Here is a 23,663-nt window from a genome sequence, read left to right as displayed (position 1 = left end):
CGGCTGATACTCCCTCATCGCGAGCAGGCTCCCACATTTGATTTGCCTTTGACCGACCCGTATCAGGCGCCGAAACCACCGTCGATGGTCAGGCTGGCACCGGTGATGTAGCCCGCTTCAGGTCCCACCAAGTAAGCGACGAAACTGGCGATTTCATCCGCTTTGCCGTAACGGCCCACCGCCATCAACGGGATCAGGCTTTCAGCGAAGTCGCCGCTGGCTGGATTCATGTCGGTGTCCACAGGGCCTGGTTGCACGTTATTGATGGTGATGCCCCGTGGACCGAGGTCGCGCGCCAGGCCTTTGGTCAGTCCGACCAGTGCCGATTTGCTCATCGCATAGGGACCGCCACCGGCGAAGGGCATGCGGTCGGCGTTAGTGCTGCCGATGTTGATGATGCGACCGCCTTCGGTCATGTGTTTGGCGGCGGCCTGGGTGGCAATGAACACGCTGCGCACATTGATGGCCAGGGTTTGGTCGAAGTCTTCAAGTTTGAAATCTTCCAGTGGCGCAACTGCCAGCACGCCGGCGTTGTTGACCAGAATGTCCAGGCGGCCAAAGGCTTTGACGGTCTGGTCGACAGCGCTGCGAATGGCGTCGGCATCGGCGCTGTCGGCTTTGATGGCCAGGGCCTTGCCGCCGTTGGCCGTGAGGCTGTTTTGCAGTTCTTCGGCTTTTGCGGTGGAGCTTACGTAAGTGAAGGCAACGGTCGCGCCTTCAGCGGCCAGGCGTTTGACGATGGCTGCGCCGATGCCGCGAGACCCGCCTTGAATCAACGCCACTTTGCCGCTGAGGTTCTGAGTAGTCATGTCGATCTCCAAAGTCCCGAGGCGAGATGCCTCGGTTGATGGAGCCTAGTATCGATTCTTGATTACAGTCTGAGTAGACGGTAATTGCGATAGTCTGTGTAAACCAGAAGTTTATAGTGGTGCTTATGGAAACCTTCAGCAGTATCGAATGCTTCGTGCGCAGCGCCGAGGTCGGCAGCTTTGCCGAAGCCGCTAGACGCTTGAGCCTGACCCCGGCGGCAGTGGGCAAAAGTGTCGCCAAGCTTGAAGCGCGGCTGGGTGTGCGGTTGTTTCAGCGCAGCACCCGAAGCCTGACATTGACCGAGGCCGGTCATCTGTTTCTCGGCGAAGTCAGCGCCAGTTTGCACACCATCCAGAACGCCGTGGCCAATCTTGCCAGTGCCGAAGGACGCCCGGCCGGCACGCTGAAAGTCAGCATGGGCACCGTGTTCGGTCGGCTGTACATCGTGCCGATGCTGGGAGAGTTTTTGCGACGCTTTCCGGCGATTAATCCGGACTGGCATTTCGATAACCGTCAGGTCGATCTGATCGGTCAGGGATTCGATGCGGCAATAGGTGGCGGCTTTGAGCTGCCGCAGGGGGTGGTGGCGCGCAAGCTGACACCGGCCCATCGGGTGCTGGTGGCCTCAGCCGACTACCTGGACGCGCATGAATCGATTGGCGAGCCTGATGATCTCAAACATCACGACGGCATCCTGATTCGTTCACCGCAAACAGGTCGCGTGCGCTCATGGCAGTTGACCAGTCGCACCCAGCAACACAGCCCGCTGACGCTCAAGGCGCGAATGACGATGAGCGATTCGGAGGCCGCATGCGCCACGGCGACCCAGGGACTGGGCATCGCCCTGGTGAGCATGCCGTTTGCCATCGGGTACCTGGAGGCAGGCATCTTGCGGCGGGTGTTGCCGGATTGGTACGTCGATGATGGCAATATCTCTATCTATTACGCGGAGCACAAACTGCTACCGGGCAAGACCCGGGCGTTTGTCGATTTTGTGATCGAGCAATTTGCTGAGCAGGGGTTGGGGCAACGGTTTAGCGCGGTTTGAGCAATTCTTGGGACCGAGGCGCCGCCATCGCCAGCAGGCTAGCTCCCACAGGGGATTTGTGAACGCCGCAGATCCAGTGCGGTAGCTCCCACAGGGGATTTGTGGACGCCGCAGATCCAGTGCGGTAGTTCCCACAGGGGATTTGTGGACGCCGCAGATCCAGTGCGGTAGTTCCCACAGGGGATTTGTGGACGCCGCAGATCCAGTGCGGTAGTTCCCACAGGGGATTTGTGGACGCCGCAGATCCAGTGTGGGAGCTAGCCTGCTAGCGATGAACGATAACGCGGTCTACCGAGCAAACCGCCCCGGCCAGCCTATGATGGTTTTCGGCCGCGGCGTGGCATAAGTCCGCACCTTCGACGTCGACAACCCCAATCGCACCAAAGATTCGGCAATGGTCACCGCCGCCGTTACGCCATCAATCACGGGCACGCCGGTGCGTCGGCGAATCTGCTCATCCAGCCCGGCCATGCCGCCGCAGCCCAGGCAGATCACTTCTGCCTTGTCATGAGTGACCGCCAATTCGGCCTGATGCACGATAGCTTCCAGCGCCCGTTGCGGTTCGTGCTCCAGCTCCAGGACCGCCAAACCACTGGCCCGCACGGACGCGCAGCGGTCCCAGAGCCCCGACAGTTTCAACCGATCCTCGATCAGCGGCACGGTGCGGTCGAGGGTGGTGACCACCGAATAGGCATGGCCGAGGAACATCGCAGTACTCGCCGCCGCGTCGGTGATGTCCACCACCGGTACGTTGAGCAATTCCTGCAACCCTTCGCGACCGTGCTCGCCGTAACCGGCCTGGATCACTGCATCGAAGGGTTCGTCGTAGGACATCACCCGATCCATGACCGCGATGGCTGCGAGGTAACTCTCGAAATTGCCCTCGACCGAGTCGGCACCGAAAAACGGGGTCAGGCCAATGATTTCAGTACCCGGCGCGGCCACGGACTGCGCCGAGCGCGCAATGGCCTGGGTGATGGATTCGGTAGTGTTGACGTTGACCACGAGAATTCGCATGAGAAGTCCTTAAAGCGGGGCAGTTCTGCGGCCCGAGGCTGTCGGGCCGCCGGGGATTTAGTGGCTGGCGTTGTCGACTGCGATGGATTCACCACTGACGTCGGCGTAATGAGGCTGACGTTTGGCGATGATCAGGTAGAGCATTCCGGCGATCCCGGCACCGATCAGCCAGGAGAAGGGCGACACGCTGTGGAATCCCGGCACCAGCGCCAGCACGATGGCGATCAGTGCCGCAGGAATAAACGCCGCGACCGCGCGTAAATTGACGCCGCGGCTGTAGTAATAAGCGCCGTTGGGGTCTTCGCTGTACAACTGCGGCACGTTGACCTGACCTTTTCGTACAAGCCAGTAGTCGACCATGATCACCCCGTACAGCGGGCCGAGTAGGGCGCCCAGGCCAGAGAGGAAGTACACGATCACCAGCGGGCTGTTATAGAGGTTCCACGGCAGGATCAGCACGGCGATGGTCGCGCTGATCAATCCGGCACGGCGAAAGGTCAGGTATTTAGGTGCCAGGTTGCTCAGCACGAACGCCGGGGCCACGAAGTTGGCCATGATGTTGACCGCCACGGTCACGATCAGGAACGCCAGGCAGCCGAGCACCAGGAAGAAGGTGTTGGGAATTGAGGCGATGATCTCGGTCGGGCTTTCGATGATCCGGCCATTGATTTGGAATTGCGCGCCGCAGAGCAGGACGGTGATGGCCGCGAACACCAGAATATTCACCGGCAATCCCCAGAAGTTTCCTACCTTGATGGTCTTGCGGCAGGGCGAGGAGCGGGCGAAGTCGCAGAAGTTGAGGATCAGCGTGCCGTAGATGGCCAGCCACAGTGCACCGCCGGCGAAGATGTTGCGCCACATCTCGCTGCCGGTCAGAGGCTCGCGGATGGACCAGGCAATGGTCGCGTCGGCCTGGGTGTACATCCACGCCGCCAGCGCTGCGACCGTCAGCAGAATCACTGGCCCGGCGAACGCCTCGTAGCGTCGAACCATCTCCATGCCGTAAGCCAGAATGCCCAGTTGCACCAACCAGATCGCGACGAAGCACACCCAGCCCAGACTCGAGAGGCCGAGGAACAGGTTGTGATCGTAGTCGGCGAAGCCAGGGTGTACGGCGGTCAGCAACACACGCAAGACCACCGACGCCAGGTACGTCTGAATTCCGAACCAGGCGATGGCGATAACGGCGCGGATCAATGCAGGAATCTGCGCCCCGTGAATGCCGAAACTGATGCGGCTGATCACCGGAAACGGCACACCGGTTTTCTGGCCCATGTAGCCGGAGAGGTTCATGAAGCTGTACACAAGCGCCGCGCCGATACCCAGGGACAACAAAATCTGCCAGCCGCCCAGCCCCAATGCATACAGCCCGATGGCGAAGGAATAGTTGGCAATGTTGTGCACGTCATTGGTCCACAGGGCGAAAATACTGTAGCGACCCCAGCGTCGACCTTCGGCCTTGGTCGGGGCGAGGTCCTTGTTGTGCAAGCGCGGGCTTAGCACGACCGGGTCCTGAAACGTCTGATCGTGGGGAACGGTAGTGGGGTGAGAGGAGGGTAGATCCAGCGCGATGTTCTTGTTTAAGAGGCTAGTACGCATTCCGGCAGGCTCCTGAAGCTTGGCGTCGCGATGACTGTGCTTGAGCGTTGGCTCGACAAATCTTCGTCGCGGGCGATAAGCATCATTGGTTACGGGGCATCTGCAGCCTGTACGGGATAGGGCGCTTCAGGCGTGCGGATCTAAAGTGTGTGTATGTTTTGATTTGTGTTGTATACAAAACATGTATGCACTCAAGCCAGATCTATGCCAGTTAACGATCTATCAAACGTAGTTGTAATTTCGTTTTGTTATCTGTTTTCGATAAATGCAGGAAATTAAAGAGAAATAAATTGACCGATTGAACAGGTATTTATTTTTGCGGTGCGGGGGAAGAGAAAAGGTTGTGGAGGAGGTTAGCCAGGAGGGATGTAACTTTTCAGGGCGCTAGAACAAAAAGTGCACACATAAATGGCACCGATGGTGACATTCGTGTGTACACGTTTTAAAGATCAAAAGATCGCAGGCTTCGCCAGCTCCTACGGGATGCGATCTTTTACGCTTTCGATTTGCTGATGATGTTACCGGCATGCAATCCGCATTCTTTCTGCGTCGCTTCTTCCCACCACCAGCGACCTTCTCGCTCGTGCTGGTTCGGCAGGACCGGGCGGGTGCAGGGTTCGCAGCCGATGCTGATGAAGCCGCGTTCATGCAGGCTGTTGTATGGCAGCTCAAGCATGCGGATGTAGCCCCAGATCTCCTCGCTGGTCATTTGCGCCAGCGGGTTGAATTTGTACAGGGTGCGTTCCGGGGTGGAGAACGCGGTATCGATTTCCATCACGGCGACAGCGCTGCGGGTGCCAGGGCTCTGATCGCGACGCTGGCCGGTCGCCCAGGCGGTCACGCCAGACAGTTTGCGCCGCAGCGGCTCGATCTTGCGGATGCCGCAGCATTCGCCATGGCCATCCTTGTAGAAGCTGAACAGGCCTTTTTCCTTCACGAACGGTTCAAGTTTCGTGTAGTCCGGCGAGACCAGCTCGATGTCGATCTTGTAGTGCTCGCGCACCTGATCGATAAAACGGTAGGTCTCGGGGTGCAAGCGGCCGGTGTCGAGGCTGAACACTTTGACGTTCTTGTTCAGCTTCCAGGCCATGTCCACCAGCACCACGTCTTCGGCACCGCTGAAAGATATCCACAGGTCATCGCCAAACTCGGCGAACGCGAGTTTCAGGATGTCCTGTGCAGATTTATTGGCATAGGTCGTGGCGAGTTCCACGACATCGAACGATGGGCTCATCAGGGCGGCTTCCTACAGGTCGGTGGCGCTGGGCGCTCTATATGGGCCAGATGGTAACAAAATCCTGCAGTCGCTGGCGCGCCCTCTGCGTTGCGCCGGCCCGTGCGAGTCGCTAGAGTTCGGCAGTCTTTTTACTCGCTCGACTCAATAAACAATACAAATGGGAGTGTCTTGTGGAAATTGCCTGTCTGGATCTTGAAGGTGTATTGGTCCCGGAAATCTGGATCGCCTTCGCCGAAAAAACCGGGATTGAATCCCTCAAGGCCACTACCCGGGACATTCCCGACTACGACGTGCTGATGAAGCAGCGCTTGCGGATTCTCGACGAGCACGGCCTCAAGCTTTCCGATATCCAGGAAGTGATCGCCACGCTCAAGCCGCTGGACGGCGCCGTCGAGTTCGTCAACTGGCTGCGTGAACGCTTTCAGGTGGTGATTCTGTCGGATACGTTTTACGAGTTCTCCCAGCCGCTGATGCGTCAATTGGGCTTCCCGACCTTGCTCTGTCATCGTTTGATTACCGACGATACCGGTCGGGTGACGAGCTACCAGTTGCGTCAGCGAGACCCCAAGCGCCAGTCGGTCCTGGCCTTCAAGAGTCTCTACTATCGCGTGATCGCGGCGGGGGATTCGTACAACGACACCACCATGTTGGGTGAAGCGGATGCGGGGATACTGTTCCATGCGCCGGATAATGTGATTCGCGAGTTTCCGCAGTTCCCGGCGGTGCATACCTTTGATGAGCTGAAGCAGGAATTCATCAAGGCTTCCAACCGGGCGCTCAGCCTGTAATTACGGCCGCTGATCGTTCCCACGTGGAGCGTGGGAGTGATCAGGAAAGCTAGAGGTTTTGCAGGGTGTCGAGCAGTACCTTCACCTTGGTAATCGACTCCTGATACTCCGCTTCCCACTGCGAATCCGCGACGATCCCGCCACCGCCCCAGCAACATACCTGTCCATCCTTGACCAACAAACTGCGAATCGCGATGGAGCTGTCCATCTCGCCACGCACGTCCAGGTACAACAAAGAACCGCAGTACAACCCGCGCCGGGTGGGCTCCAGCTCGTCGATGATCTGCATCGCGCGAATTTTCGGCGCGCCGGTGATCGAGCCGCCGGGAAAGCTGCCGGCAATCAAGTCCAGCGCATCCCGATCGTCCGCCAGATCACCGGTGACGCTGCTCACCAGGTGGTGCACGTTCGGGTAGCTTTCCAGGCTGAACAACTCCGGCACCCGCACCGAACCGATGCGACAGGTCCGTCCGAGGTCGTTGCGTAGCAGGTCGACGATCATCAGGTTCTCTGCCCGGTCCTTGGGGCTGGCCAGTAGCTCGGCGGCATTCGCCGCGTCTTCAGCGGCAGTCAGGCCCCGTGGTCGGGTGCCTTTGATCGGGCGGGTTTCAACCTGGCGTTCACTGACTTTAACGAAGCGTTCTGGGGACAGACTGAGGACCGCACCGCCGTCGGGCAGGCTCTGGAACCCGGAAAAAGGCGTCGGACAGGCCGCGCGTAACGCGCAGTACGCCGCCCATGGATCACCTGAGCACTGTGCACGGAACCGCTGGGCGAAGTTGACCTGGTAGCAGTCACCGGCCTGGATGTAGTGCTGGATGCGCGCCAGCGCCTGGCGATATTCATCAGCACTCAGGTCGGCGCTCATCGGGCCGTTTAGCTTGAATGGCTCGACGGCATGAGCCGCAGGCTGGCTGAACAGTGTGATCAGCCGTTGGCGCTCGGTCTCGTCCAGTTTCGGGTGAAACACCAGCTGACTGGTCGCGCAATCGTGGTCACTGATCAGCGCCCATGCGTACATACCAAAACGCGCGTCGGGCAGGTTCAGGTCGTCCTGCGCCTGGCTTGGAAGGTTTTCCAGGTGCCGGCCGAAGTCGTAACTGAGGTAACCGATCAGGCCCCCGGCGAAGGGCAGGTCCAGAGGGACAGTCGCTTCACCGAGTTGTGCCAGCTGGTCGCGCAGGCGTTGCAGGAAATCGCTGCCGCTTTCGTCAGGCCGCACCGCCAATTCTTCCAGCGGCCAGGCGCTGAGCAGGTCATAGCGACCGCGATCAGCGATGGGCCGGCCACTGTCGAGCAGCACGGCACCGGGGGCGTGACGAATCACCGCGAAGTACTCGGCGGGGTTGGCGCAATAGGGCAGCGGGTGTACGGAACAGGTCAACATGGGAGGGGCAGATCAGCCAGCGAGGCGGGGTGGCGATTGTAGTCCCCTCGAGGAATTGCTCCTAGAGGGGATGTCGGGAAAAGACACCTCAGGAGCGGCTAACGACACCTGTGGCGAGGGGATTTATCCCCGTTGGGCTGCGAAGCGGCCCCAAAAAAAATGGGCCTGCTACGCTGGCCAACGGGGATAAATCCCCTCGCCACACAGCTTTCGGATCAGCCCTCAACGCCAGGAATATGCCCAAACATCTCCTGAACGAACGCAACCCGCTCTTCGACGGTTTCAGTCACGCCGCGGGCCTTCAGGTCCTCCAGCCGCGCCTCGACCGCATGGGTGCGCAGCGTCAGGCCGCAATCGTTGGCAATCTGAATGTTCAACCCAGGCCGGGCATTCAGCTCAAGAATCAGCGGGCCCTTTTCCTGGTCGAGCACCATGTCCACACCGATGTAACCCAGCCCGCACAGCTCATAGCAACCGGCCGCGAGCTTCATGAAACCGTCCCAGTAGGGCAGTTGCACGCCGTCCACCGCGTTGGTGGTGTCGGGGTGTTTGGTGATGATGTTGTTCAGCCAGGTACCGCGCAAGGTCAGGCCGGTGGCGAGGTCGACACCCACGCCGATGGCGCCCTGGTGCAGGTTGGCCTTGCCGCCGGACTGGCGCGTTGGCAGGCGCAGCATGGCCATGACCGGATAGCCCATCAGCACGATGATGCGGATATCCGGCACGCCTTCGTAGCTGATGCTCTTGAAGATCTGGTCCGGGATCACCCGGTATTCGATCAGCGCACGGTCACGGTGGCCACCCAAGGAGTACAGGCCGGTGAGGATGCTGGAGACATGGTGCTCGATTTCCTCATGACTGATGATCTTGCCGGACACCGTGCGATAGCGGCCCTCGAAGCGGTCGGCAATCACAATGATGCCGTCTCCGCCTGCGCCTTGGGCCGGTTTGATCACGAAGTCGCTGCGTCCGCCGATGATCTCGTCGAGCTTGTCGATTTCTTTCTCGGTGGAAATCACGCCATACAGTTCCGGCACATGAATGCCGGCAGCGGTGGCGCGTTCCTTGGTGATGATCTTGTCATCGACAATCGGGTACAGGCTGCGCTTGTTGTACTTGAGCACATAGTCCGCGTTGCGCCGATTGATCCCCATGATGCCCCGGGCTTCCAGGGCTTTCCAGGTCTTCCAGAAACCGAACATCAGGCGTCAGCCTTCTTCAGGAACGCCTTGAAACGCACCAGTTCAGTCAGGCGGTAGCCGCGATAGCGACCCATCGCCAGCATGAAGCCCACCAGGATCAGCAGGATCGCCGGGAAGGTGAACACGAAGTACACCAGTTCCGGCACGCTCATGATCAGGTGCGCCAGGGAAGCGGCGAACAGCGTGCCGATCGCCACTTTCATGGCATGACCGCCGCCACGTTCTTCCCAGGTGATCGACAGGCGCTCAATGGTCATGGTCAGGATCACCATCGGGAACAACGCCACCGACAGCCCGCGTTCGAGTCCGAGCTTGTGGCTGAACAGACTGATCGCCGCGATCAGCACCACCACGAACGTCAGGACCACGGACAGCCTCGGCAACATCTGCAGCTTCAGGTGCTCAAGGTAGGAACGCAGCGACAGCCCCAGCGCCGTGATGATGGTGAACAGCACGATCCCGAAGCCGAGCTGCGTCTCCCGGAAGGCGAGGGCAATCAGCACCGGGGTAAAGGTCCCCAGGGTCTGCAGGCCGATCAGGTTGCGCAGGATCAGGATCACCAGCACACCGATCGGGATCATCACCATGATCATGAACGTTTGCTGGGTCTGCAGCGGCAGGCCGTACAGCGAGTACTCGAGGAAGTTGGCGTCGGTGTTTTCGTCCGTCAGCTTGGCCAGGCGAATGGCGTTCATTTCACTGTTGTTCAGGCTGAACGTCACGTTGGCTTTTTTGCCGCCATCGACGGTGATCAGGTTTTCGTCACCGGTCCACCACAGCAGGCGGTCAGTCGGCAGGCCCTGTTCGCCGGTTTCCGGGTTGAAGTAAAGCCAATCGGTGCCGTTGAAGCTGCGCAGCCACAGCTCAGGGGTTTGCGGTTGGTCAGCCACCAAGCGAATGGTATGGACTTTTTCTATCGGCACATGGGCGATGGACAGCAGCAATTCGACGATGCGCGCCTTGTGCACGGTGGACGGATCGCCGCCCAGCAGCAGTTTCACGTTGTCGTCATTAACGTTGTTGACCCGCTTGATCGCTTCGCCGATGAAGGTTTCGACGTCGGCCGAGTGCTGGCGAATCGGCGCGAGCAGGGCCTCGGCGGCGATTTTTTCCGGACCTTCCACCACGATGCTGTCGCGGAACGTCGGGCCTTTGATCTTGGCTTTCTCACCGGTGTAACGCTTGGTCAGCACCAGGCGGTAATACAGCGTCTGGTTGCCCTTGGCCCGGCGTGCCGACCAGGTGACCTTGCGGTTACCGTCGACACGGTTCACGGCCACGCCGTAGTTATTGGAGATAAAGCTCTCGTTGAGGCTGACGTAATCGCGGCTCAGCGGCGGCACGAACATCTGGATCTTGACCGGGTCTTTGGCACTGGCGACGAACTCGACCTTGGCGTCGATGTTCCACAAGTCGTCGGTGGCGTCTTCGGTCACGGGAATGCCGAGCACGAAAATCTGATAGGCCGTAACTGAAATGCCCAGCACCACCAGGATGGCGATCAACATTTTCAGATGGAGGGTAAGAGAGCGCATTGGAATTACTCTGCGGTATGTGCGTCGGTGGCGCAGGCGGGTTTGCCAGCAGCGTATTTAAGACTGGGATCGACCAGCGCATCGAAGCGCTTCAAGGCTTCGGAGCCGATCAAGAGCGGGTATTGGAAGGCGCTGCGGTCGGTTAGGTTCACTTCGATGCTGCGTAAAGCCGAGCCCATGCAGATATCCAGCTCGATCACCGGACGAGCGGTGTACTTCTTGCCCTCTTCGGGGTCGTAGTCGCCGGCGCGCCGCTTGATCTTGCTGACGCGTGCCAGCGGTCGCTCGATCGGGTGCGAATGCGCGGCATCGATGGCCAGATAGAAGCGCACCCAGGACTCGCCATTGCGTTTGAAGCGCTTGATGTCGCGGGCACTTAATGAGGCGGTTTTCGCGCCGGTGTCGAGTTTGGCGGCGACTTCCAGGTTGATACCCTCCAGAGACGCGTATTCATTAAGGCCGTACACAGTCTTTTCCCCTGCCACAGCGAAACCGGGCAGGCAAAGAAGATAAAGGAATGTCGGGAAGGGCTTGAGTCTCATAAATCCTGGTGCGCAGCGGTCCGTGTTTCGATTCAAGGCCCTGGCATCGCTGCGCAAGCTCCCTCGTATGCCTGTCAGCCAATGATGACAGGCAGTGCAGATGTCACAAACAAATGCGGGCGGCATTCTAGCACGGTGGTTTTATGGCGCCACCGCTGGCAGGGGGCTATAACCTTCCTTGTGCCGGTTTGGCATGCTAGAGACGTTTATTAGACGATTGTCGACAATCTGTATTTTTCCTTTGACTGTTAGTCGTGTTTTCGCTAGTTTTTGCGGCATCCGCTTTCAAGGTGTCGACAATATGCTGGATCAACTCGATCCCCCGGTCATGGCTCAAGACGATTCGGAGACGCTCTCCGAGAACGTCTTCCGACGCATTCAGGCGGCCATCGTCAAGGGCGAAATTGCCCCCGGTAGCAAAATCTCCGAGCCAGAGCTGGCGCGCACCTACGGCATCAGCCGCGGCCCGCTGCGCGAGGCCATCCACCGCCTGGAAGGCCAGCGTCTGCTGGTGCGCATACCGCATGTCGGGGCAAGAGTGGTGTCGCTCAACCACGCCGAGCTGGTGGAGCTCTACGAAATCCGCGAATCCCTGGAAGGCATGGCGTGCCGGCTGGCCGCCGAGCGCATGAGCGTCGAAGAAATCGACGAACTGCGCCGGGTGCTGGAAACCCATGAGCGCGATGCAGCGTTTCAGGCCGGTGTCGGCTATTACCAGCAGGAAGGCGATTTCGACTTTCACTACCGAATCATCCAGGGCAGCGGTAACCGCACCCTGACCCAGATGCTGTGCGGCGAGCTCTATCAGTTGGTGCGCATGTACCGCATCCAGTTCTCCACCACGCCCAACCGTCCGCGGCAGGCGTTCGCCGAACACCACAGAATTCTCGATGCCATCGCCGACCGTGACGGTGAACTGGCCGAGTTGTTGATGCGCCGTCACATCGGCGCCTCCAAACGCAATATCGCCCGTCACTACCAGGACGGCGCTAACCCGACAGCCACAGAACGAGGTGAGTCATGAGTTCCAACAAGAGCACTCCAGGCCAGCGTTTCCGCGATGCGGTCGCCAGCGAGCATCCGCTGCAAGTCGTTGGCGCGATCAACGCCAACCACGCATTGCTGGCCAAGCGCGCCGGTTTCAAGGCGATTTACCTGTCGGGTGGCGGGGTAGCTGCCGGCTCCCTGGGCGTGCCTGACCTGGGCATTACGGGCCTGGATGATGTGCTGACCGACGTGCGCCGTATCACCGACGTTTGCGATCTGCCGCTGCTGGTGGATGTGGACACCGGTTTCGGTTCCTCAGCGTTCAACGTGGCGCGCACCGTGAAGTCGATGATCAAGTTCGGCGCCGCAGCGATCCACATCGAAGACCAGGTCGGCGCCAAGCGCTGTGGCCATCGTCCAAATAAAGAAATCGTGTCCCTGCAGGAAATGGTCGACCGCATCAAAGCGGCCGTCGATGCGCGCACCGATGACAGCTTCGTGATCATGGCGCGCACCGACGCCCTGGCGGTGGAAGGCCTGGAATCGGCACTGGATCGCGCTGCGGCGTGCATCGAGGCGGGCGCCGACATGATTTTCCCGGAAGCCATCACTGAACTGGACATGTACAAGCTGTTCGCCAACCGCGTGAAAGCGCCGATCCTGGCCAACATCACCGAGTTCGGCGCAACGCCGCTGTACACCACCGAACAACTGGCTGGCGCCGATGTTTCCCTGGTGCTGTACCCGCTGTCGGCCTTCCGCGCGATGAACAAGGCCGCGGAAAACGTCTACACCGCGATTCGCCGCGACGGCACGCAACAGAACGTCATCGACACCATGCAGACTCGCATGGAGCTTTACGATCGCATCGACTACCACACCTTCGAGCAGAAGCTCGATGCGTTGTTTGCTGCGAAGAAGTAATCAACACCGCACTTTTGTAGCAGCTGCCGAGCCTGCGAGGCTGCGTCCGAGGCCGAAGGACTTGCCAAACCGGGCAAACGCGCTTGCAGGTTTTACGAATGCAGCCGGACGCAGGCTTCGCCAGCTGCTACAGAGATGCACTGTGAACCTGATGAATAAAAACGTGCCGATTCCCTAATAAATTCAAGATTGGAGGCAGAAATGGCCGAAGCAAAAGTACTCAGTGGCGCCGGGCTCCGTGGCCAGGTTGCCGGGCAAACCGCACTGTCCACCGTGGGCCAGTCGGGTGCAGGTCTGACCTATCGCGGTTACGACGTTCGCGAACTGGCGGCAGACGCGCAGTTTGAAGAAGTCGCTTACCTGCTGCTCTACGGCGAGCTGCCGACCAAGGCGCAACTGAACGAATACATCGCCAAGCTGAGCAAACTGCGCGACCTGCCGCAAGCACTGAAAGAAGTGCTGGAGCGCATCCCCGCTGACGCCCACCCGATGGACGTGATGCGCACCGGTTGCTCTTTCCTCGGCAACCTGGAGCCTGAGAAAGACTTCTCCGAGCAACACGACAAGACCGACCGTCTGCTGGCCGCGTTCCCGGCGATCATGACCTACTGGTATCGCTTCAGCCACGAAGGCAAGCGCATCGATTGCGTGAGCGACGAGCAGTCCATTGGCGGTCACTTCCTGCACCTGCTGCACGGCAAGAAGCCGAGCGAGTTGCACGTCAAGGTGATGAACGTTTCGCTGATTCTGTACGCAGAGCACGAGTTCAACGCTTCGACCTTCACCGCACGTGTTTGCGCGTCGACCTTGTCCGATCTGTATTCCTGCATCACCGCTGCCATCGGCTCCCTGCGTGGTCCACTGCACGGCGGCGCCAACGAAGCTGCGATGGAAATGATCGAACGCTTCAGCTCGCCGGAAGACGCCGTCAAAGGCACCCTCGGCATGCTCGAGCGCAAGGACAAGATCATGGGCTTCGGTCACGCGATCTATAAAGACAACGATCCGCGCAACGAGGTGATCAAGGGCTGGTCGAAAAAACTCGCTGACGAAGTGGGCGACACCGTGTTGTTCCCGGTTTCCGAAGCCATCGACAAGACCATGTGGGAGCAGAAAAAACTGTTCCCGAACGCCGACTTCTACCATGCCTCGGCGTATCACTTCATGGGCATTCCGACCAAGTTGTTCACACCGATTTTCGTTTGCTCGCGCCTGACCGGCTGGGCAGCGCACGTGTACGAACAACGCGCCAACAACCGCATCATCCGTCCGAGCGCCGAATACACCGGCGTCGAACAGCGCAAGTTCGTGCCAATCGAACAACGCTGAATGGTGAGGGTCGGCTGAACCGGGAACCTGTAGGAGCCGAGCTTGCTCGCGATGACGGACTGACATTCAACATTGATGTCGACGGATACACCGCTATCGCGAGCAAGCTCGGCTCCTACAGGGGACCGGTCTCACTTCAACTGCCAGGCCCCACCTTTTGTAACCACCGTGACCGAGTCCTGACGATGAACACTGAATTCCGCAAACCACTGCCTGGCAGCCATCTGGATTACTTCGACGTCCGTGCGGCTGTCGAAGCCATTCAACCTGGCGCCTACGACACCCTGCCGTATACCTCCCGCGTGCTGGCGGAAAACCTGGTGCGTCGCTGTGACCCGGCCACGCTCACCGAATCCCTCAAGCAATTCATCGAGCGCAAGCGCGACCTCGATTTCCCCTGGTTTCCTGCTCGCGTGGTGTGCCACGACATCCTCGGCCAGACCGCTCTGGTCGACCTCGCCGGCCTGCGTGATGCCATCGCCTTGCAAGGCGGTGATCCGGCGCAAGTGAACCCGGTAGTGCCCACTCAACTGATCGTCGACCACTCCCTGGCCGTTGAGCGCGGTGGCTTCGATCCAGAGGCGTTCGAGAAAAACCGCGCCATCGAAGACCGTCGCAACGAAGACCGTTTCCACTTCATCAACTGGACCAAGAAGGCGTTCAAGAACGTCGACGTGATCCCGCCGGGCAACGGCATCATGCACCAGATCAACCTGGAGAAAATGTCTCCGGTGATCCAGGTGCGTGACGGCGTAGCGTTCCCTGATACCTGCGTCGGCACCGACAGCCACACCCCGCACGTCGATGCGCTGGGCGTGATCGCCATCGGCGTCGGTGGTCTGGAAGCCGAGAGCGTCATGCTCGGTCGTGCATCGTGGATGCGTCTGCCAGAAAGCGTCGGCGTTGAGCTGACCGGCAAGCTGCAACCGGGCATCACCGCCACCGACATGGTGCTGGCACTGACCGAGTTCCTGCGTAAGCAAAAAGTGGTCGGCGCATGGCTGGAATTCTTCGGTGAAGGCGCTTCTGCGCTGACCTTGGGCGACCGCGCAACCATTTCCAACATGGCCCCGGAATACGGCGCCACTGCCGCGATGTTCTACATCGACCAGCAGACCATCGACTACCTCAAACTCACTGGCCGTGAAGACGAGCAGGTGCAGCTTGTAGAGCACTATGCCAAGACCACAGGTCTGTGGGCTGACAGCCTGAAAGGTGCGCAATACGAGCGAGGGTTGACCTTCAACCTGTCCTCGGTGGTGCGCAACATGGCAGGCCCGAGCAACCCGCATGCCCGCGTCGCGACGTCCGATCTCGCGGCCCAGGGTATCTCCGGACAGTGGGATGACGTGCCGGGCCAGATGCCGGATGGCGCGGTGATCATCGCCGCCATCACCAGCTGCACCAACACCAGTAACCCGCGCAACGTGATCGCCGCCGGCCTGCTGGCGCGCAACGCCAACAAGCTCGGCCTGACCCGTAAGCCATGGGTGAAGTCGTCCCTGGCGCCGGGTTCGAAAACCGTCGCGCTGTACCTCGATGAAGCCGGCCTGACCGACGAACTCGAGCAGCTCGGATTCGGCGTGGTGGCGTTCGCGTGCACCACCTGCAACGGCATGTCCGGCGCACTGGATCCGGTGATTCAGCAAGAGATTATCGACCGCGACCTGTACGCCACCGCCGTACTGTCTGGTAACCGCAACTTCGATGGCCGGATTCACCCGTACGCCAAGAATGCGTTCCTCGCTTCGCCACCGTTGGTGGTGGCTTACGCCATCGCCGGGACCATCCGTTTCGATATCGAAAAAGACGTGCTGGGTCTGGATGCCGAAGGTCGGGAAATCCGTCTGAAAGACATCTGGCCGAGCGACGAAGAGATCGATGCGGTGGTCAAGGCATCGGTCAAGCCGGAGCAGTTCCGCCAGGTCTACATCCCGATGTTCGCCATCCACGAAGACACCGGCCCGAAAGTGACGCCGCTGTACGACTGGCGCGAGATGAGCACCTACATCCGTCGTCCGCCTTACTGGGAAGGCGCATTGGCCGGTGCACGTCCGCTCAAGGGTATGCGTCCGCTGGCGGTACTGCCGGACAACATCACCACCGATCACCTGTCGCCGTCGAACGCGATCATGCTCGACAGCGCCGCCGGTGAATACCTGGCGAAAATGGGCTTGCCGGAAGAGGACTTCAACTCTTACGCGACTCACCGGGGTGACCACCTGACCGCGCAGCGCGCGACCTTCGCCAACCCGAAACTGTTCAACGAAATGGTCGTGGAAAACGGCAAGGTCAAGCAGGGCTCGCTCGCTCGCGTCGAGCCGGAAGGCCAGGTCATGCGGATGTGGGAAGCCATTGAAACCTACATGGACCGCAAGCAGCCGCTGATCATTATTGCCGGCGCTGACTACGGTCAGGGCTCGTCCCGCGACTGGGCCGCCAAAGGCGTTCGTCTGGCGGGTGTGGAAGCGATTGCCGCCGAAGGCTTCGAGCGCATTCACCGCACCAACCTGGTGGGCATGGGCGTGTTGCCGCTGGAGTTCAAGCCGGGCACCAACCGTCACACCCTGGCCATCGATGGCAGCGAAACCTACGACGTGATCGGCGAACGCACGCCGCGCGCCGAACTGACGCTGGTGATCAATCGCAAGAACGGCGAACGCGTCGAAGTGCCGGTGATGTGCCGCCTCGACACCGCCGAAGAAGTGTCGATCTATGAAGCGGGCGGCGTGTTGCAACGCTTCGCCCAGGACTTCCTCGAAGAGTCGGCGGTCGCCGTCTGACACACGCAGCACAGACACGGGACCTTGAGTCCCGTGTCTTCTTTCAAGGTCAGGAGTAACGAGCACCATGGCTCACGCACAGCAGATCAAGATACCTGCCACCTACATGCGTGGCGGCACCAGTAAAGGCGTGTTCTTCAGCCTGCAAGACTTGCCGGAAGCGGCACAGGTTCCGGGCCCGGCCCGCGACGCATTGTTATTGCGCGTGATTGGCAGCCCGGACCCGTACGACAAGCAAATCGACGGCATGGGTGGCGCAACGTCCAGCACCAGCAAAACCGTGATCCTGTCGAAAAGCATGAAGGCCGACCACGACGTCGACTATCTGTTTGGTCAGGTGTCCATCGACAAACCTTTCGTGGACTGGAGCGGCAACTGCGGCAACCTGTCGGCGGCAGTCGGTTCGTTCGCCATCAGCAACGGTCTGGTGGACGCCAGCCGAATCCCGCATAACGGCGTGGCCGTGGTTCGCGTGTGGCAGGCCAACATCGGCAAGACCATCATCGCCCATGTGCCGATCACCAACGGTGAGGTGCAGGAAACCGGCGATTTCGAGCTCGACGGCGTGACCTTTCCGGCAGCCGAAGTGCAGGTCGAATTCATGGACCCGGCGGCGGAAGAAGAGGGCGGCGGCGGTTCGATGTTCCCGACCGGCAACCTCGTGGATGACCTGGAAGTACCCGGTGTCGGGACCTTCAAGGCGACCCTGATCAACGCGGGCATTCCGACGATTTTCGTCAATGCCGAAGACATCGGTTACACCGGCACCGAATTGCAGGGCGCCATCAACGGTGACCCGAAAGCCCTGGCGATGTTCGAGACCATTCGGGCCTATGGCGCGTTGCGCATGGGGCTGATCAAGGACCTGGACGAAGCGGCCAAGCGTCAGCACACGCCGAAAGTCGCGTTCGTTGCCAAACCCGCCGAATACGTTTCTTCCAGTGGCAAAGTGATCAAGGCCGGTGATGTGGACCTGCTGGTGCGCGCGTTGTCGATGGGTAAGTTGCACCACGCAATGATGGGAACTGCAGCAGTCGCCATCGGCACGGCCGCTGCGATTTCCGGCACGTTGGTGAACCTTGCAGCGGGCGGCACCGAGCGCAATGCCGTGCGTTTCGGTCATCCGTCGGGCACCTTGCGCGTCGGCGCCGAAGCCAGTCAGGTCAACGGCGAATGGACCGTGAAAAAAGCCATCATGAGCCGCAGTGCGCGGGTGTTGATGGAAGGTTACGTCCGTGTGCCGGGTGATTCTTTCTAAACCCCACACCAAGCCAATGTAGGAGCGAGCCTGCTCGCGATTGCGGAGTGTCAGCCGACATCGATGTTCGATGTGTTGACGCCATCGCGAGCAGGCTCGCTCCTACAGTTGAATGCACTTCAAAACAAAAAATTGGTAAACAACCGGAACTGCCCCTGAACCGAGGTCCCATCAACGAACCACTTCACGAGTGAATCGAACATGAGCGCCAACGTCGACCAGAACAACCGCCCCGACTACGACACTGTCCTGCAGGACATTGCCGACTACGTCCTGAACTTCAAGATCGAGTCCAGAGAAGCGCTGGACACTGCCCGGAACTGCCTGATCGACACCCTCGGTTGCGGCCTTCTTGCCCTGCGTTTCCCCGAATGCACCAAACACCTAGGCCCCATCGTCGAAGGCACCGTCGTGCCTTTTGGCGCTCGGGTGCCCGGCACCAGCTACCGCCTCGACCCGGTGAAAGCCGCATGGGACATCGGCTGTATCGTGCGCTGGCTCGATTACAACGACACCTGGCTCGCTGCCGAATGGGGCCATCCGTCCGATAACCTCGGTGGCATTCTCGCGGTCGCCGATCACCTCTCGCAAAAGCGCCTGGCCAATGGCGACGCACCGCTCACCGTCCGTGCCGTGCTCGAAGCCATGATCATGGCTCACGAAATTCAGGGCGTGATCGCATTGGAAAACTCCTTCAATCGCGTGGGTCTTGATCACGTCATTCTGGTGAAAGTGGCATCAACCGCCGTCACCGCCAAACTCATGGGCGCAAATCGCGAGCAACTGTTGTCGGCGTTGTCCCACGCGTTCGCCGATGGCCAGGCCCTGCGCACTTATCGGCACGCGCCGAACGCCGGTTCGCGAAAATCCTGGGCAGCCGGCGATGCCACCAGTCGGGGTGTGCGCCTGGCCGATATCGCCATGCGCGGCGAGATGGGGATTCCCGGTGTCCTGACCGCCCGGCAGTGGGGCTTTTACGACGTGCTGTTCAGCCACACCAACAATGATCTGGCGCTTAAACCGCAAGACAAACGTGCCTTCAGTTTCTCGCGTCCGTATGGCAGCTACGTCATGGAAAACGTGCTGTTCAAGATCAGTTTTCCCGCAGAGTTCCACGCGCAGACGGCCTGTGAAGCGGCCGTGACCTTGCATCCGCACGTGCGAAATCGCCTGCATGAAATCGACAGGATCGTCATCACCACCCATGAGTCGGCGATTCGCATCATTTCCAAGGTCGGCCCGCTGGCCAACGCGGCTGACCGCGACCATTGCATTCAGTACATGACCGCGGTGCCGTTGGCGTTCGGCAATCTGGTGGCCGAACACTACGAAGATGATTTCCACGCGGCGCACCCGATCATCGATGTGCTGCGCGACAAGATGGTCATCGTCGAAAATCCGCAGTACACCCGCGAGTACCTGGAACCCGATAAACGCTCGATCGCCAATGCGATCCAGGTGTTTTTCAAGGACGGCTCGAGTACGGAAAATGTGCTGGTGGAATACCCGATTGGCCACCGCCGTCGACGCGCCGATGGTATCCCGCTGCTGGAAGACAAGTTCAAGGCCAACCTGGCGACGCGGTTTACTGCTCAGCGCAGTGCCGAGATCTTTGCCTTGTGCAAGGATCAGGCTGCGCTGGAGAAAACCCCCGTGAACCGCTTCGTGGACCTGTTCGTGATCTGACGCCAATTCCCCTGTAGGAGCTGTCGAGTGAAACGAGGCTGCGATCTTTTGATCTTAAAACCAAGATCAAAAGATCGCAGCCTGCGGCAGCTCTTTGGGAAGCGTGTTCAGGCTTTCAGCCACTTTTCCACAGGCATTTTGGTGATGGCGAATCCCGCCAGCAGGATCGCTGAATACAGCATCAATTCCCGCGAAATACTGTGCCCTTCGTACCAGGCGCCGATGATCACGGCGAACACCGGGAAAATGATGAATACAAACGACAAAATGATCGGACTCAGTCGTTTGAGCAGCAGGAAATAAACAATGAATCCACCCACCGACGCCACCAGTCCCAGGTAGAGCAGGGCGCTCCATGAGCGCAGGCTTATGTCGGCAAATACGGGGGTTTCAAATTGCAGGCCCGCCACAAATAGCATCAGCCCGGCAATGCCGATGGGCAATGTGTTGTAGGTGATCACGCTGATGGCGCTGCCGTGTTTTTTGGTCACCACGTAGCACAGCGCATGCATCACCGCCGCGCCTAGAATCGCCAGCACACCCAACAGCTCCGCGTGATCCAGATGCAGGCCCTGGCCGCGAATGATCATGAACAGGCTGCCAAAGCCGATGGCGATCCCCAACACTTGTGACGGATAGATTTTCTCCCGCAGAAACAGTGCGGAAAAAATCAGGATGAACACGGGCATGCAACTGAACAACAACGCTGTCAGGCCGGACGAAACATGCATCTCGCCGTAGTTCAGCAAGTAGTAGGGCAGGCTGAAATACGACAGCGTGACGAACACGAAAAACCAGCGACTTTTCTTCGGAAACAGCAGCGGCTCACGACGCATCAGCGCAAAACTCAAGAACAACGGAAAGGCAATCAGGAAGCGCAGGCCCGCAGCCGTCAGTGGCGGCACACTTTCGACCGCAATCTTGATCCCCAACCAGGTTGTGCCCCAGCTCAGGCAAACAATCAGGAACAGTGCACTGGTCACCCATGCGGCCATCCGTTGTTTCGCAGTGCTTGAAGTGGCAGGTATGGCAATGGACATGATGTAGCTCCCTGAAAGCTGGAATTGACCTGATGGCGGAATAGGTCTATCCCTGATTGAACCTGTTTCAAGCACGCTATTCGGGGCTGCAATGACTGTCAAAGTAAGTATTGCCATGGTGTCAATCCTGCGCGACGGCCTCGCCAATGGCGTGGGCGTGAAATACAAACGCCTGGCCGACGCTGTTCAGAAAGGAATCGAAGAAGGGTTGATCGATGCGGGTAGCAAGCTACCGCCCCATCGGCTGCTGGCCGATAGCCTGGGTGTCACCATCGGCACGATCAGCCGAGCCTATGGCGAATTGGAGCGAGTGGGATTGGTCGTCGCTCGTGTAGGAGACGGCACTTACGTCCGTCAACGTGGGATGGAACGGCCGAGAGACAGCGGGTTTCGTAATGTCAGCGATGAACCGCAAGTCTTCCTCGATATGAGTCGAAACCAACCAATCCCGGGGCAGGAAGCTGGCTTCCTGAGCCAAAGCCTGCAAGCGCTGGCCAATGATCCACGCACCTTGCAGCAGTTGACCGGGTATACCGCTGAGAGTGGTCTACTGAGGCATCGGGAGGCCGGTGCGCGGTGGCTGAGTCATCAGGCATTTGTCCCGAGCGCCGAACAAGTCGTGTGCGTCAACGGCGGCCAGCACGGCCTGTTATGCGCGCTAATGGGCTTGCTCAAGTCTGGCGACACCCTGGTGACTGAGCATCTGACTTACCCAGGATTGATTGGCGTCGCTCGCCAACTGGGGATCAAGCTGATTGGCGCCGAGATGGACGGCGAAGGATTGCTGCCCTCGGCGCTGGAGGACATTTGCCGTCAGCATCGGGTGTCTGCGTTGTACTGCACGCCGACTCTCCAGAATCCAACCGCTGCAGTGATGTCCGTCCCACGAAGGGCGGCGATTGCCGAAGTATGCCGGCAGTACAATTTGTTGATTTTCGAAGATGAGGCTCACGCCGTTTTGGCACGACAACGCCCGTTGCCGCTAAGTGATTTCGCCCCGGAGCGCTCGGTGTTGATCGGCAGCCTGAGCAAGGCGGTTTCGGCGGGTTTACGGATCGGTTTTTTACATGCGCCACAACCGTTGATCGGGCGTTTGCACGCGGCGGTTCGTGGGACAAGCTGGATGGCGAATCCATTGGCAATGGAGGTGGCCAGCCGATGGATAGAAGACGGGACCGCCGAGCAGCTGTTGGGTCAGCAGATTGCGGAAATTTCCCGGCGCAAAGAGCTGGTCAGTGGCGCGCTGGAGGGGCTGGTCTATACGTCCGATGCCCACAGTCCGCACTTCTGGATCGAGGTGCCCGAGCCTTGGCGGGCTTCGCAAATCGCCGCTGAGCTCAAGGAAAAAAACTATTTGGTGGCGACAGCGGAGGCGTTTGCGGTGGGGCATGCGGCGGTGCCGCAATGTATTCGGGCGAGTGTGTGCAATTCGGCAGGGGATGATCGGTTGCTGGTCGGTGGATTTCAGGCGTTGGCAGCGGCACTCAACGAGACTGTGTGATCGTTCATCGTCGGAACGCCGCCCGGGGCGGCGTTCCGACGATGGCGGCCTGGCAGGCAAAACAGAATTATTTGAAGCGCCGCTCCACGCCTTTCTCCACCAGAATTTTCGCCGAGATCTCCTCCACCGAAAAATGCGTGGAGTTGATGTGCGGAATGTTCTCGCGGCGGAACAGGTTCTCCACTTCGCGCACTTCGAATTCGCACTGGGCGTAGCTCGAGTAACGGCTGTTGGGCTTGCGCTCATTGCGAATCGCGGTGAGGCGGTCGGGGTCGATGGTCAGGCCGAACAGCTTGTGCTGGTGGGCGCGCAGGGCCGCCGGAAGTTGCAGGCGTTCCATGTCGTCTTCGGTCAGCGGATAGTTGGCCGCGCGAATACCGAATTGCATGGCCATGTACAGGCAGGTCGGTGTCTTGCCGCAACGCGACACGCCGACCAGAATCAGGTCGGCCTTGTCGTAGTAGTGCGTGCGGGCACCGTCGTCGTTGTCCAGGGCAAAGTTCACCGCCTCGATGCGCTCCATGTAATTGGAGTTGGTGCCGATCGAATGGGATTTGCCGACGGTATAGGAAGAATGCTCGGTCAGTTCCTGCTCGAGCGGCGCCAGGAACGTCGAGAAAATGTCGATCATGAAACCATTAGAGGTTGCGAGGATCTCACGGATGTCCTGATTGACGATGGTGTCGAAAATGATGGGCCGGAAGCCGTCGGTTTCGGCGGCTTTGTTGATTTGTTGTACCATGGCCCGCGCTTTATCCACGTTGTCGATGTACGGTCGCGTGAATTTGCTGAAGGTAATGTTTTCGAACTGCGCCAGAAGGCTTTGGCCGAGGGTTTCGGCTGTGATGCCGGTGCCGTCGGAAATAAAGAAAGCAGATCGTTTCATTTGCACCTTGGGCCTTAAGCTAGTGACGAATCTTGGATATGATAGGCGCGATTTGCTGGCCGCCAGTGGCCCGCATTCTCACTTATTTTCCAGGTCCAGGCCAT

The 23,663-nt window shown here is 59.5% G+C and carries 19 protein-coding genes; 9 read left to right on the top strand and 10 right to left on the bottom strand.

Annotated elements, in window-relative coordinates:
* Positions 1-62 precede the first annotated feature (62 nt).
* A complete protein-coding gene (locus GBC55_RS15855; RefSeq protein ID WP_162438299.1) occupies positions 63-809 on the bottom strand; it encodes a 3-oxoacyl-ACP reductase family protein in 747 nt (248 codons plus the stop codon).
* Between the two features lie 125 nt (positions 810-934).
* Here GBC55_RS15855 and GBC55_RS15850 point away from each other — a divergent pair, with 125 nt between their 5' ends.
* On the top strand, positions 935-1,858 hold the full coding sequence (locus GBC55_RS15850) for a LysR family transcriptional regulator (RefSeq protein ID WP_162438300.1): 924 nt from the start codon (positions 935-937) through the stop codon (positions 1,856-1,858).
* Between the two features lie 288 nt (positions 1,859-2,146).
* On the opposite strand, the gene GBC55_RS15845 is transcribed toward GBC55_RS15850, so the two are convergent.
* The 3 genes from GBC55_RS15845 to GBC55_RS15835 form a co-directional block, all read right to left on the bottom strand.
* Complete coding sequence (locus GBC55_RS15845) at positions 2,147-2,875, bottom strand: aspartate/glutamate racemase family protein (protein WP_162438301.1); 729 nt, start codon at positions 2,873-2,875, stop codon at positions 2,147-2,149.
* Positions 2,876-2,932: 57 nt separating this feature from the next.
* Positions 2,933-4,474 carry an NCS1 family nucleobase:cation symporter-1 gene (locus GBC55_RS15840; RefSeq protein WP_162438302.1) on the bottom strand — a complete coding sequence of 514 codons (1,542 nt, stop codon included), beginning with the start codon at positions 4,472-4,474 and terminating at the stop codon, positions 2,933-2,935.
* Between the two features lie 493 nt (positions 4,475-4,967).
* Positions 4,968-5,708, bottom strand: a complete 741-nt coding sequence (locus tag GBC55_RS15835; protein ID WP_150800675.1) for a phosphoadenylyl-sulfate reductase — start codon at positions 5,706-5,708, stop codon at positions 4,968-4,970.
* A gap of 173 nt (positions 5,709-5,881) precedes the next feature.
* Here GBC55_RS15835 and thrH point away from each other — a divergent pair, with 173 nt between their 5' ends.
* On the top strand, positions 5,882-6,499 hold the full coding sequence (thrH, locus tag GBC55_RS15830) for a bifunctional phosphoserine phosphatase/homoserine phosphotransferase ThrH (protein ID WP_162438303.1): 618 nt from the start codon (positions 5,882-5,884) through the stop codon (positions 6,497-6,499).
* Positions 6,500-6,548: 49 nt separating this feature from the next.
* On the opposite strand, the gene pabB is transcribed toward thrH, so the two are convergent.
* From pabB to GBC55_RS15810, 4 genes are all read right to left on the bottom strand, one after another.
* Positions 6,549-7,886 carry an aminodeoxychorismate synthase component I gene (pabB, locus tag GBC55_RS15825; protein WP_162438304.1) on the bottom strand — a complete coding sequence of 446 codons (1,338 nt, stop codon included), beginning with the start codon at positions 7,884-7,886 and terminating at the stop codon, positions 6,549-6,551.
* 215 nt (positions 7,887-8,101) lie between these two features.
* Entirely contained in the window at positions 8,102-9,088 is a 987-nt protein-coding gene (locus GBC55_RS15820; protein WP_162438305.1) for an alpha-L-glutamate ligase-like protein, read from the bottom strand.
* Positions 9,088-10,623: an inactive transglutaminase family protein gene (locus GBC55_RS15815; protein WP_162438306.1), complete on the bottom strand. Its 1,536-nt coding sequence runs from the start codon at positions 10,621-10,623 to the stop codon at positions 9,088-9,090. The genes GBC55_RS15820 and GBC55_RS15815 overlap by 1 nt, the downstream gene beginning before the upstream one ends.
* Positions 10,624-10,628: 5 nt before the next feature.
* Positions 10,629-11,165: an ATP-dependent zinc protease gene (locus GBC55_RS15810; protein WP_162438307.1), complete on the bottom strand. Its 537-nt coding sequence runs from the start codon at positions 11,163-11,165 to the stop codon at positions 10,629-10,631.
* A gap of 304 nt (positions 11,166-11,469) precedes the next feature.
* Here GBC55_RS15810 and GBC55_RS15805 point away from each other — a divergent pair, with 304 nt between their 5' ends.
* From GBC55_RS15805 to prpD, 6 genes are all read left to right on the top strand, one after another.
* Positions 11,470-12,189 (top strand): GntR family transcriptional regulator, encoded by a 720-nt coding sequence (locus GBC55_RS15805; protein WP_178114305.1) that lies wholly within the window; start codon positions 11,470-11,472, stop codon positions 12,187-12,189.
* The gene (prpB, locus tag GBC55_RS15800) at positions 12,186-13,076 is read left to right on the top strand and encodes a methylisocitrate lyase (RefSeq protein ID WP_162438309.1); all 891 of its coding nucleotides are present in this window, start codon (positions 12,186-12,188) and stop codon (positions 13,074-13,076) included. Before GBC55_RS15805 ends, prpB begins: the two co-directional genes overlap by 4 nt.
* 201 nt (positions 13,077-13,277) lie before the next feature.
* Complete coding sequence (prpC, locus tag GBC55_RS15795) at positions 13,278-14,405, top strand: 2-methylcitrate synthase (RefSeq protein ID WP_162438310.1); 1,128 nt, start codon at positions 13,278-13,280, stop codon at positions 14,403-14,405.
* 185 nt (positions 14,406-14,590) lie between these two features.
* Entirely contained in the window at positions 14,591-17,188 is a 2,598-nt protein-coding gene (acnD, locus tag GBC55_RS15790) for a Fe/S-dependent 2-methylisocitrate dehydratase AcnD (protein ID WP_162438311.1), read from the top strand.
* A gap of 67 nt (positions 17,189-17,255) precedes the next feature.
* Entirely contained in the window at positions 17,256-18,446 is a 1,191-nt protein-coding gene (gene prpF / locus GBC55_RS15785) for a 2-methylaconitate cis-trans isomerase PrpF (protein ID WP_162438312.1), read from the top strand.
* Between the two features lie 201 nt (positions 18,447-18,647).
* Positions 18,648-20,132: a 2-methylcitrate dehydratase gene (gene prpD / locus GBC55_RS15780; protein WP_162438313.1), complete on the top strand. Its 1,485-nt coding sequence runs from the start codon at positions 18,648-18,650 to the stop codon at positions 20,130-20,132.
* Between the two features lie 107 nt (positions 20,133-20,239).
* Here prpD and GBC55_RS15775 read toward each other — a convergent pair whose 3' ends face one another.
* On the bottom strand, positions 20,240-21,127 hold the full coding sequence (locus GBC55_RS15775; protein ID WP_162438363.1) for an EamA family transporter: 888 nt from the start codon (positions 21,125-21,127) through the stop codon (positions 20,240-20,242).
* A 136-nt stretch (positions 21,128-21,263) separates the two neighbouring features.
* Here GBC55_RS15775 and GBC55_RS15770 point away from each other — a divergent pair, with 136 nt between their 5' ends.
* Positions 21,264-22,673: a PLP-dependent aminotransferase family protein gene (locus GBC55_RS15770; protein ID WP_162438314.1), complete on the top strand. Its 1,410-nt coding sequence runs from the start codon at positions 21,264-21,266 to the stop codon at positions 22,671-22,673.
* Positions 22,674-22,740: 67 nt separating this feature from the next.
* Here the strand turns inward: GBC55_RS15770 and GBC55_RS15765 are convergent, their stop codons facing one another.
* The gene (locus GBC55_RS15765) at positions 22,741-23,559 is read right to left on the bottom strand and encodes a pyruvate, water dikinase regulatory protein (RefSeq protein ID WP_162438315.1); all 819 of its coding nucleotides are present in this window, start codon (positions 23,557-23,559) and stop codon (positions 22,741-22,743) included.
* Between the last annotated feature and the right edge of the window lie 104 nt (positions 23,560-23,663).

Source organism: Pseudomonas sp. TNT3, from assembly GCF_010095445.2.
Taxonomy (GTDB): domain Bacteria; phylum Pseudomonadota; class Gammaproteobacteria; order Pseudomonadales; family Pseudomonadaceae; genus Aquipseudomonas.
This window is presented reverse-complemented; position numbering and strand designations above follow the sequence as displayed.